The sequence below is a fragment of the Agrobacterium sp. 16-2014-1-2a genome (assembly GCF_053522705.1).
This window is the reverse complement of sequence record NZ_JBNWBX010000001.1, coordinates 1,767,169-1,778,334: the sequence shown is the minus strand read 5'-3', so window position 1 is coordinate 1,778,334 and position 11,166 is coordinate 1,767,169. Positions and strand designations below refer to the sequence as shown.

The 11,166-nt window shown below is 56.5% G+C and carries 9 protein-coding genes, 1 tRNA gene and 1 riboswitch; of the genes, 9 read left to right on the top strand and 1 reads right to left on the bottom strand.

Annotated features, from left to right (window positions below):
- Positions 1 to 360: 360 nt before the first annotated feature.
- Positions 361 to 437, top strand: a tRNA-Met gene (locus ACQZ45_RS08855).
- A gap of 196 nt (positions 438 to 633) precedes the next feature.
- Positions 634 to 2,442, top strand: a complete 1,809-nt coding sequence (recQ, locus tag ACQZ45_RS08850) for a DNA helicase RecQ (protein ID WP_003514238.1) — start codon at positions 634 to 636, stop codon at positions 2,440 to 2,442.
- A 54-nt stretch (positions 2,443 to 2,496) separates the two neighbouring features.
- Here the strand turns inward: recQ and ACQZ45_RS08845 are convergent, their stop codons facing one another.
- Positions 2,497 to 3,729 (bottom strand): ROK family transcriptional regulator, encoded by a 1,233-nt coding sequence (locus ACQZ45_RS08845; RefSeq protein WP_003514239.1) that lies wholly within the window; start codon positions 3,727 to 3,729, stop codon positions 2,497 to 2,499.
- 266 nt (positions 3,730 to 3,995) lie between these two features.
- On the opposite strand from ACQZ45_RS08845, the gene ACQZ45_RS08840 reads away from it, so the two are divergent.
- The 7 genes from ACQZ45_RS08840 to nrdE all read left to right on the top strand — a co-directional run bounded on the left by ACQZ45_RS08840 (position 3,996) and on the right by nrdE (position 11,153).
- Positions 3,996 to 5,018, top strand: a complete 1,023-nt coding sequence (locus ACQZ45_RS08840; RefSeq protein WP_003514241.1) for a sugar ABC transporter substrate-binding protein — start codon at positions 3,996 to 3,998, stop codon at positions 5,016 to 5,018.
- A gap of 223 nt (positions 5,019 to 5,241) precedes the next feature.
- On the top strand, positions 5,242 to 6,324 hold the full coding sequence (locus ACQZ45_RS08835; protein ID WP_113291290.1) for an ABC transporter permease: 1,083 nt from the start codon (positions 5,242 to 5,244) through the stop codon (positions 6,322 to 6,324).
- Positions 6,324 to 7,106 (top strand): ATP-binding cassette domain-containing protein, encoded by a 783-nt coding sequence (locus tag ACQZ45_RS08830; protein WP_013635211.1) that lies wholly within the window; start codon positions 6,324 to 6,326, stop codon positions 7,104 to 7,106. The genes ACQZ45_RS08835 and ACQZ45_RS08830 overlap by 1 nt, the downstream gene beginning before the upstream one ends.
- Positions 7,103 to 7,732 carry a nucleoside triphosphate hydrolase gene (locus ACQZ45_RS08825; RefSeq protein ID WP_113291289.1) on the top strand — a complete coding sequence of 210 codons (630 nt, stop codon included), beginning with the start codon at positions 7,103 to 7,105 and terminating at the stop codon, positions 7,730 to 7,732. Before ACQZ45_RS08830 ends, ACQZ45_RS08825 begins: the two co-directional genes overlap by 4 nt.
- Before the next feature lie 131 nt (positions 7,733 to 7,863).
- Positions 7,864 to 8,087, top strand: a riboswitch (cobalamin riboswitch).
- A gap of 256 nt (positions 8,088 to 8,343) precedes the next feature.
- Positions 8,344 to 8,565: a glutaredoxin-like protein NrdH gene (nrdH, locus tag ACQZ45_RS08820; RefSeq protein ID WP_013635213.1), complete on the top strand. Its 222-nt coding sequence runs from the start codon at positions 8,344 to 8,346 to the stop codon at positions 8,563 to 8,565.
- A gap of 12 nt (positions 8,566 to 8,577) precedes the next feature.
- Positions 8,578 to 8,976: a class Ib ribonucleoside-diphosphate reductase assembly flavoprotein NrdI gene (gene nrdI, locus ACQZ45_RS08815; RefSeq protein WP_003514252.1), complete on the top strand. Its 399-nt coding sequence runs from the start codon at positions 8,578 to 8,580 to the stop codon at positions 8,974 to 8,976.
- Positions 8,964 to 11,153, top strand: a complete 2,190-nt coding sequence (nrdE, locus tag ACQZ45_RS08810) for a class 1b ribonucleoside-diphosphate reductase subunit alpha (protein WP_075807520.1) — start codon at positions 8,964 to 8,966, stop codon at positions 11,151 to 11,153. Before nrdI ends, nrdE begins: the two co-directional genes overlap by 13 nt.
- Positions 11,154 to 11,166: the final 13 nt, after the last annotated feature.

Sequence of the window (11,166 nt, the reverse complement as noted above, 5' to 3'; positions counted from 1 at the left end):
ACACGGCCGTGAAACGCCCCAGCGCCAATGGTACTCCGTCTCAAGACGCGGGAGAGTAGGTCGCTGCCAGGTCTGCAAAACGCAACAAATATCTTCTCAAGCAAACTCTTCGGCCCAGCCGATACAAAGGGCCGCTCAAAGCGGCCTTTTTGCATTGCGTAACATGAAAACATAAGGCAAACGCAACGTGCGTCCCTTAAAGGAGACAAATCGCCTTCGGCAATTTGCTCCGGCAATATACATCACAGCTTCCCTGTGATGCAGTCGCGATAAATCCAATAGGGATTTACGCTGGTCGCGATAAATCCCATAGGGATTTACGCTGGTCGCGATAAATCCCATAGGGATTTACGCTGGTAACGCGGGGTGGAGCAGCCCGGTAGCTCGTCAGGCTCATAACCTGAAGGCCGCAGGTTCAAATCCTGCCCCCGCAACCATCTTCACAAAAACCCCGTAGCTTAAGCTGCGGGGTTTTCCTTTTGCGAAATACCTCAAATAACATCCAAACCTATATAAGTTCGCATCGTTCACAATTGGCGCTCTTTTTTCTGCGACTCATTCAGCCTTTCTGCGTTGCGATAGCCCCTGATTTGACCATGATGCGTAAACCGTCCAGCTCATAAGAAAGCCAACGTGACCGCCGATCCCTTGCAGATTCTCAAGACCGTCTATGGCTACGATACGTTTCGTGGACAGCAGGCCGAAATCATCCGGCATGTGATGGCAGGCAACAATGCATTTGTATTGATGCCAACAGGGGGCGGGAAGTCGCTTTGTTACCAGATTCCGGCGCTCGCCCGTCAGGGAATGGGGCTGGTTGTTTCGCCCCTGATCGCGCTGATGGTCGATCAGGTCGCCGCCTTGCGTCAGGCAGGTGTGCGCGCAGAAGCTCTCAACTCCGATCTTTCCCCAGAAGAGCGGCGGGCACTCTGGCAGGATATGCGGGCTGGCAAGGTCGATATTCTCTATGCTGCGCCGGAGACCCTTCTTAAGCCGGATGTTCTGAATGCGCTTCAACCTATCAGCCTGTCGCTGATCGCGATCGACGAAGCCCATTGTCTATCGCAGTGGGGGCACGATTTCCGTCCCCCGTACCGCCAGCTAGACACGTTGATCGAGCGCTTTCCGGATACGCCACGCATGGCGCTGACGGCGACTGCGGACGAGCCAACCCGCGCCGAAATTCTGGGTCATCTCGGGATCAACGGAAGCGACGCCTTCATAGCCGGATTCGATCGGCCAAATATCCGCTATGCGATCATGGAAAAGGATAATCCACGTACACAGCTGAAGCGCTTCCTGACGGGTCGCGAGGACGAAAGCGGCATCGTCTATTGCCTTTCCAAACGCAAGGTCGATGAGACGGCAGCCTGGCTGCGCGAGGAGGGGCGTGATGCGCTGCCCTATCACGCCGGCATGGACAAGGCCGCCCGCGAGGCGAACCAGACCCACTTCCAGCATGGTGAAGCGGTCATCATGGTTGCAACCGTGGCTTTCGGTATGGGCATCGACAAACCGGATGTGCGCTTCGTCGTGCATATCGATCTGCCCAGCAGCATCGAAGCCTATTATCAGGAAACCGGCCGTGCCGGCCGTGATGGTCTGCCGTCCGACGTGCTTATGCTTTACGGTTATGAAGACATCGCATTGCGCAACCGCTTTATCGAAGAGTCGGATGCGGGCGACCAGCGCAAAAACATGGAGCGCCGGAAGCTCGATGCGTTGCTTGGCCTCGCGGAAACCGCCGGTTGCCGTCGGCGGGTGCTTTTGTCTTATTTCGGCGACCATTGCGAGCCCTGCGGCAATTGCGACACCTGTGCGGAACCGCCGGACCTGTTTGATGGTGCCATTGCCGCGCAAAAGTTGCTGTCCTGCATTTACCGCACGGGAGAACGTTTCGGCCAGGCCTATGTCATCCGCGTATTGCTGGGCATGGAAGATGAACGGATATCGAGCTTTGGTCACGATCGGATCACGACCTACGGCATCGGCAAAGAGCACGACAATCGCACCTGGCGGGCCATCCTGCGCCAGATGGTTGCGCTGCGCCTGATCGAGGTTGATCTGGCCGGTCACGGGGGATTGTCCATTTCCGAAGAAGGGAGGCGGTTCCTGCGCGAAAAGCCGTCCCTGATGTTGAGGATACCGTCCGCTCCCCGTTCGGCGCGACAACAGGCGACTCGCAAGCCCGCCGCCACTGTTTTACCGGAGGCCGATCGCAGCCTCTTTGAGGCGCTGCGTGCGAAGCGCATGGAAATTGCCCGCGCACAGAACGTTCCGCCCTATGTGATTTTTCACGACAAGACACTCATTGAGCTTGCGGCAGCAAGACCGGCTTCTGTGGGAGAAATGGCGCGGATACCCGGAGTGGGAGACACAAAGCTGGAACGATACGGCCCTGCTTTTCTGGCGGCTATCATGGAACATGCCGCCAGCGAGTGACCATTTGAATCCGGCAAAGAGTCCCGCCAGGAAATTTCGGCAGGGCCTGAAACCTCAACCTGTCGTGTCCTTGAACAGAACATTCTGGTCGATGAGATAACGGGAAAACAGGGGCAGGCTCGCTCCCCCGATAGCCCGGGCCTGGCTGCCGACTGCTCCCTCAATGATTTCCGGCAGCGTAACACCCTGAAGATCGTGATGTTTGAGGGCAAGACGGGTGGCGGAGACTATTCTTGCTCTGACCCAATCCGGAAAACCGCCGTCGATGATGACGCTGGAAAAATCGATGATGGAGGCTGCAGCGATGACGGCTTGCGCAAGGGCCGCGGCCGTTTTTCCAATCCAGTTTTCCAGCGGCTCTCCGAAATCGATCCATTCATCCGGCGAGAACCACAGGGGACGTGGATCGATGCCGCGTTCGCGCAACATGTTTTCCAGAACGAAGATGGAGGCGATTTTCAGAAGCTGGACCGTGTTGCCGTCCTGCCCCTGGACCGGCAAGGGGCCGATTGCACCGGCGGTGCCCGTCTTTCCGGAAAACAGTGCGGAGTTTAAAACGACACCGCCACCGATGAAGGATCCGATGAAGATATAGAGAAAATCGGGGTAGTTCTGGCCTGCACCAAAAACCAGTTCTGCACCGCAGGCACTGGTCGCATCGTTCTGCAGGAAAACCGGATAGCTGACGCCATCCGCAATTTCGGAACGGATATCGACGTCGCGCCAGCGCTCCATCTCATTCTGCGGCGCGCCCACCTCCTGCGCCCAGTTCCACAATTCGAACGGCGCGGCAATGCCGACACCGGCAATTTTTTGCCGTTCGGCCGGAGAGAGCTTGGATTCGAGTTCCGTGATACCCTCGATGACGAATGGCAAAATCCATTCCGGCATAGGATAGGGGTAAGTTCTGCGGAGCTTCAGCTTGATCCGGCCGACGAAATCCATCAGCACCAGATCGACGCTGCGACGGCCGATTTTTACGCCAAACGAGAAGACGGCATCGGGATTGAGGCGCATCGGCGTCGAAGGCTGCCCGACTTTGCCGCGCAGTCTTTCGCCACGAATAAGAAGACCGTCACTTTCGAGCGAGCGCATGATGACCGAGACAGTCTGCGCCGAGAGACCGCAAAGCCTGGATATTTCGGCTTTCGACAAGCCGCCGTGGCGGCGAACCAGCGACAGCACAAGCCGCTCGTTATAAGCACGCACCCCAATCTGGTTGGCGCCGCCGCTCATATCCATGTTGGTGGACGGCGCGGGCGGCGCCGTCTCGACAGATTGTCTCATAGTTTCATCCTCCCGCCCGCCATATCCGCCGCGACCGATACATGCAGGCTTTATGGCAATCTTGCTATCGCAACGTTAAACGACGCGGCGATATTCCTCCCTGCCGCTTGTTAGAATGCCATACGGAATTAATAATTCAATCGGATTTATTTATTGACAGCCGTTTCCTTTGGTGGTTCCATCTGTGTCAACGGTCGCTGTTCTCGGAGGAGACGAGATCGTCGGGTAACCGTCACGGTACTCAAACATTCAATGGGAGGATTACAATGAAGACGACTGTTTCCGCTCTTCTGGGCGCGCTTGCGCTCGGCGTTTCTTTCGCGTCCGTCGCGTCCGCCGCCGATACTTCGGTTTGTCTTATTACCAAAACCGACACCAATCCCTTTTTCGTCAAGATGAAGGAAGGCGCTACCGCCAAGGCTAAAGAACTTGGCGTGACGCTGAAGTCCTATGCCGGCAAGATCGATGGCGATTCCGAAAGCCAGGTGGCCGCGATCGAGACATGCATTGCCGATGGCTCCAAGGGTATCCTGATTACCGCATCGGACACCAAGGGCATCGTTCCGGCCGTGCAGAAGGCGCGCGATGCCGGTCTTCTGGTCATCGCCCTCGATACACCTCTCGAACCCGTTGATGCCGCTGACTCCACTTTCGCTACCGACAATCTTCTGGCCGGCGAGCTGATCGGCAAATGGGCTGCCGGCACCCTCGGCGACAAGGCCAAGGACGCGAAAATCGCCTTCCTCAACCTCACGCCTTCCCAGCCAACCGTTGATGTTTTGCGCAACCAGGGCTTCATGAAGGGCTTCGGCATCGACGTGAAGGACATCAACAAGATTGGTGATGAAGACGACAAGCGTATCGTTGGTCATGATGTTACCAACGGTAACGAAGAAGGCGGCCGCTCTGCGATGGAAAATCTGCTGCAGAAGGATCCGACCATCAACGTCGTTCACACCATCAACGAACCTGCAGCTGCCGGTGCTTACGAAGCGCTGAAAGCCGTCGGACGCGAAAAGGATGTTCTGATCGTTTCCGTCGATGGCGGTTGCCCTGGTGTCAAGAACGTTGCGGAAGGCGTGATCGGCGCGACGTCTCAGCAATACCCGCTGCTGATGGCGGCACTCGGCGTGGAAGCCGTCAAGAAGTTTGCCGACACCGGTGAAAAGCCGAAGCCGACGGCAGGCAAGAACTTCTTCGACACCGGCGTAACGCTGGTAACCGACAAGCCGGTCAAGGGTCTCGATTCGATCGACACCAAGGAAGGCCTGAAGAAGTGCTGGGGCTGATACTACACCGTTGAAATCGGCGGGGGGCAATTTGCCCCCGCCCTTGAACCGGAATGGTTAAAAAGAACGATCTGGGTGATCGGACAGGAACAAACGAGCGCGCCCGGCGTCCGTGGACGTAACTGAGGCACGCTTCTCAACAGTTTGAATCTACGCATTGTCCCCTCTGGAAAATAATCCCGGGTTCGGGGCTGATGCGATGGAGCGATCGGGAGGAAAATCCATGAGCGATCAGCCAGTGCGGGCTCAACCGCATAATGAATTTGAAAAAGCGCTGTCGGGAAGTTCGACCCAGGTCGCTGCTTTCGATACGCACAACAAGAGTTTGCTTGAAAAATTCCAGCACTTTCTGCATTCCAGCCCGGCGGCCGTACCGCTGATCGTTCTGGTGTTGTCGCTGGCTGTCTTCGGCATGACCCTGGGCGGCAAGTTTTTCTCGGCCTTTTCGCTGACCCTTATCCTTCAGCAGGTGGCAATCGTCGGCATCGTCGGCGCGGCACAGTCGCTGGTCATTCTGACTGCGGGTATCGATCTTTCGGTCGGTGCGATCATGGTCCTGTCCTCCGTCGTCATGGGACAGTTTACGTTCCGCTATGGTTTGCCTGCCGAACTCTCGATTATCTGCGGTCTCGCAGTCGGCGCATTTTGTGGCTTTATCAATGGCGTGCTGGTTTCGCGCATGCGGCTGCCGCCCTTCATCGTTACACTGGGCATGTGGCAGATCGTGTTGGCCACCAATTTCCTCTATTCGGCCAACGAAACGATCCGCTCACAGGATATCGTCCAACAGGCGCCCATTCTCCAGTTTTTCGGCAACAATATCCGCATCGGCAGCGCCGTCTTCACCTATGGCGTCATTGCGATGGTTCTGCTGGTTGCCCTGCTCTGGTATGTGCTGAACCGCACCGCCTGGGGTCGACATCTCTATGCAGTGGGTGATGATCCTGACGCAGCCGAACTTGCCGGCGTTAACGTCAAGCGCATGCTGACGACCGTCTACACACTTTCCGGGCTTATCTGCGCCTTCGCGGGCTGGGCTCTCATCGGCCGCATCGGCTCGGTATCGCCGACCGCCGGTCAGTTCGCCAACATCGAATCCATCACCGCAGTGGTCATCGGCGGCATATCGCTGTTTGGCGGACGCGGCTCGATCATGGGCATGATCTTCGGCGCGCTGATCGTCGGTGTCTTCTCTCTCGGCCTGCGACTTATCGGAACAGACCCACAATGGACCTATCTGTTGATCGGCGTCCTTATCATCTTGGCTGTCGCAATCGACCAGTGGATCAGAAAGGTAGCAGGCTGATGGCAAAAGAACCTATCCTCACAGCACGCAATCTCGTTAAACGCTACGGTCGTGTGACTGCGCTCGACAATGCCGATTTTGACCTTTATCCGGGCGAAATCCTCGCCGTCATCGGTGATAACGGTGCTGGAAAATCCTCTCTCATCAAGGCGATTTCCGGTGCGGTGACACCTGATGAAGGGGAGATCAGGCTGGAAGGCAAGCCGGTACAGTTCCGCTCGCCGATCGAGGCGCGCAAGGCTGGTATCGAAACCGTTTATCAGAACCTTGCGCTGTCTCCCGCATTGTCCATAGCCGACAATATGTTTCTCGGCCGTGAAATCCGCAAACCCGGTATTCAGGGAAGCCTGTTCAGGGCACTGGACCGTCCGGCGATGGAAAAGTTTGCCCGTGAGAAACTCTCTGAACTCGGCCTGATGACGATCCAGAACATCAATCAGGCGGTGGAAACCCTCTCCGGCGGCCAGCGCCAGGGTGTTGCGGTGGCGCGTGCAGCCGCCTTCGGCTCCAAGGTCGTCATCCTTGACGAACCGACGGCGGCGCTCGGCGTCAAGGAAAGCCGCCGCGTTCTCGAGCTTATTCTGGATGTGCGCGCGCGAGGGCTACCGATCGTTCTCATCTCGCACAACATGCCGCATGTTTTCGAGGTTGCTGACCGGATTCATATTCATCGGCTGGGCAAGCGTTTGTGCGTCATCAATCCGAAGGACTATACCATGTCCGACGCCGTCGCCTTCATGACGGGCGCCAAGGAAGCGCCAAAGGAAACGCTGGCCGCATGACGTTGAAGCTTGAAACGATCGTCGAAGACGTTCTTCGGCGGGCAGAGGATAAATCTCGTTTTATCATTGCCATTGCCGGTCCCCCTGGGGCCGGCAAATCCACGCTGGCGGATGCCCTGTGCGGTGCCCTCGTGGCGCGCGGCGAGGCTGCGGCTGTCCTGCCCATGGACGGCTTCCATATGGATAACGGTATTCTCGAAGAACGGGGGCTCTTGCCGCGAAAAGGCGCACCGGAGACCTTCGACGTGCGCGGCTTTCTTGATATCGTCTCCGCAGTTCGTCAGGGCGGGCAGGAAGTTCTTGTCCCGGTTTTTGACCGCTCCCGCGAAATAGCCATTGCCTCCGCTCGCGCCATGGCGCCAGAAACACGCTTCATCCTTGCCGAAGGCAACTATCTGCTGTTGAACGAGGCGCCGTGGACGAAGCTTTCCGGCAGCTTCGATCTTACCGTCTTCGTAGGCCCATCCGTTGCGGTGCTCGAGGAACGCTTGCGGGATAGATGGCAGGGCTATGGTCTCGATGCGACCGAGATTCACGCCAAACTGTTCGAAAATGATCTTCCCAACGGAAAGCGGGTGATTGAGAACTCCCGCCCCGCCGATATTCGCATCGATATCTGGGAATAACCCGCCGCTTCCGTCCGTAGGCGGCATCGAGCATTCACCGTTAAGCCTTTGTTGACCATGTGTTGAATCTTTTTGATCCACAGGGTGGGGCTTTCGCATGTCTAATTATTGACGAAAAAAATTCCTCATATACTATATGTGGTGTTCAAGGTTCTTTCGATTCGCAAGCGTCGGGAGCTAAGACGGGAATTCGGTGCGCAACACCATTATGGTGAAGCAATGCCGAAACTGCCCCCGCAACTGTAAGCGGTGAGCGTCGTTCCGATTTGAGCCACTGGCGCTAAAAGCTCCGGGAAGGTGGGAATGGATGTTTTGACCCGCAAGTCAGGAGACCTGCCTTGAGCGAAAACGTCCACCGGCGGGGTGTCCGGAAGGAAGGTGTATGACGCAAATGAATTGCGTGCGCCCTTTTCTGCCCCCTCCAGAACAAGCTTCGGGGTGAAGTCATGCCAGTGCATTTTTATAAGTTTCTACGCTCGTCGGCGTAGACAGCGATCTTGCGCCGACTGAGCCGCGCGCCTCGCCAGAATGACAGAACCATCGCCACCCGCTTGCGATTGCAGGCGGGCAATGTTGAGCCGTGCGTAAAAGCGGCTTCGAAAGAGGAAACAATGACCGTCACCGTTTACAGCAAACCCGCCTGCGTCCAGTGCACTGCCACCTATCGTGCGCTTGACCGCATCGGTGTCAGCTACGAGATCGTCGATATCTCCGAAGATGCGGATGCCCTCGATCGCGTTCGCGGCCTTGGTTACATGCAGGTTCCCGTGGTCGTTGCCGGCGAGCGCCATTGGGCGGGTTTCCGTCCGGACATGATTGGCTCGATCAGCTGAGGAGGCGATGCGATGGGGCTGATCGTCTATTATTCCAGCCGGTCTGAGAACACTCATCGCTTCCTTCAGAAACTGGGGCGACGATTGCTTCGCCTGCCGCTCGGCGCCGAGGAAGACGTTCCTCACGTGTCGGAGCCCTATGTTCTCGTCACCCCCACCTATGGGGGCGGCGGCATGAAAGGAGCGGTACCGAAACCGGTTATCCGGTTTTTGAACGAGCCCTCAAACCGAAATCTCATTCGCGGCGTCATCGCGGCGGGAAATACGAATTTTGGCGCAGCTTTCGCATCCGCCGGAGATATCGTGTCGCGTAAATGCGCGGTGCCGTTTCTCTACCGCTTCGAGCTTCTCGGCACGGAGGAAGATGTCGCCAACGTCAATCATGGATTGGAACGATTTTGGACACGCTGACCTCGAGCGCGGTGCGCAACACGGATGCCAAACAACAAGTAACCGCCGCGCAGAAACACCTGGACGCGGGACTGGACTATCACGCGCTGAACGCGATGCTGAACCTCTACGATGAAAATGGGAAGATCCAGCTCGACAAGGACCGCCTTGCGGCACGGCAATATTTCCTTCAGCACGTCAACCAGAACACGGTGTTTTTCCATAATCTCAGGGAAAAGCTCGATTATCTCGTGACCGAGGGATATTACGAACAGGAGGTGCTGGACCAGTATTCCTTCAATTTCGTCCGTGACCTCTACGACGAGGCCTATGCCAGAAAGTTCCGTTTTCCGACATTTCTCGGCGCCTTCAAATATTATACGTCCTATACGCTGAAGACCTTCGACGGAAAGCGTTACCTGGAGCGTTATGAGGACCGCGTCTGTATGGTGGCGCTGGCTCTGGCGCGTGGCGACGAGCAGCTTGCCCGCGATCTGATGGATGAAATCATTTCCGGCCGCTTCCAGCCGGCAACCCCGACCTTTCTCAACGCGGGCAAGAAAAGCCGCGGTGAACTGGTTTCTTGTTTTCTGCTGCGTGTGGAAGACAATATGGAAAGCATCGGCCGGTCCATCAATTCAGCATTGCAGCTTTCCAAGCGTGGCGGTGGCGTAGCACTGTCCCTGACCAATATTCGCGAAGCCGGCGCGCCGATCAAACAGATCGAAAACCAGTCCTCCGGCGTCATTCCTGTCATGAAGCTGCTGGAAGATTCGTTCTCCTACGCCAACCAGCTTGGCGCGCGCCAGGGCGCTGGCGCGGTCTATCTGCATGCCCATCACCCCGACATCATGCGTTTCCTCGATACCAAGCGCGAAAACGCCGACGAAAAAATCCGGATCAAAACCCTTTCGCTCGGCGTGGTGATCCCTGATATCACCTTCGAACTCGCGAGAAACAACGAGGATATGTACCTGTTCTCGCCGTATGATGTTGAGCGGGTCTATGGCGTGCCGTTCACCGAGATTTCCGTCAGCGAAAAATATCAGGAAATGGTCGCCGACAGTCGCATCCGCAAGAAGAAGATCAAGGCACGCGAGTTCTTCCAAGTCATCGCAGAAATTCAGTTCGAAAGCGGTTATCCATATATCATGTTCGAGGATACGGTTAACCGCGCCAATCCGATCGCCGGCCGTATCAGCATGAGCAATCTCTGCTCGGAAATCCTACAGGTCAGCGAGGCGAGCGAGTTCAACGACGATCTCTCTTACAGCCATATGGGCAAGGATATTTCCTGCAATCTCGGCTCGCTCAACATTGCTTCAGCAATGGATTCGGCTGATTTCGGCAAGACGATCGAAACCTCCATCCGGGCGCTGACGGCCGTTTCGGACATGAGCCACATCTCGTCTGTCCCTTCCGTGGAAAAGGGCAATGATGCGAGCCACGCCATCGGGCTTGGTCAGATGAACCTGCATGGCTATCTGGCGCGCGAGCGCATCTTCTACGGCTCCGAAGAGGGCATCGATTTCACCAATATCTATTTCTACACGGTGACCTATCACGCCATCCGCGCCAGCAATCGCCTTGCCACTGAAAGGGGCCAGAGCTTCAAGGGCTTTGAAAACTCCAAATATGCCTCGGGCGACTACTTCGATAAATATACCGACCGGGAATGGCTGCCCGCGACGGAAAAGGTCCGCGACCTTTTTGAGAAAGCCGGCATTTCCATTCCGACACAGGAGGACTGGAAAGCGTTGAAGCAGGCCGTCATGGAGACCGGCCTCTATAACCAGAACCTTCAGGCCGTGCCGCCCACAGGCTCGATCTCCTATATCAACCACTCGACCTCCTCGATCCATCCCATCGTCTCGAAGATTGAAATTCGCAAGGAAGGCAAGATCGGCCGTGTTTATTATCCGGCTTCCTACCTTTCGAACGACAATCTCGAATATTATCAGGATGCCTACGAAATCGGTCCGGAAAAGATCATAGATACCTATGCGGCGGCCACCCAGCATGTCGATCAGGGCCTGTCGCTGACATTGTTCTTCCGCGATACGGCAACGACGCGCGATATCAACCGGGCGCAGATCTACGCCTGGAAAAAAGGCATCAAGACCATCTACTACATCCGTTTGCGCCAGATGGCGCTGGAAGGCACGCAGGTTCAGGGCTGCGTATCCTGCACGCTCTGAATTGAGGGACAAG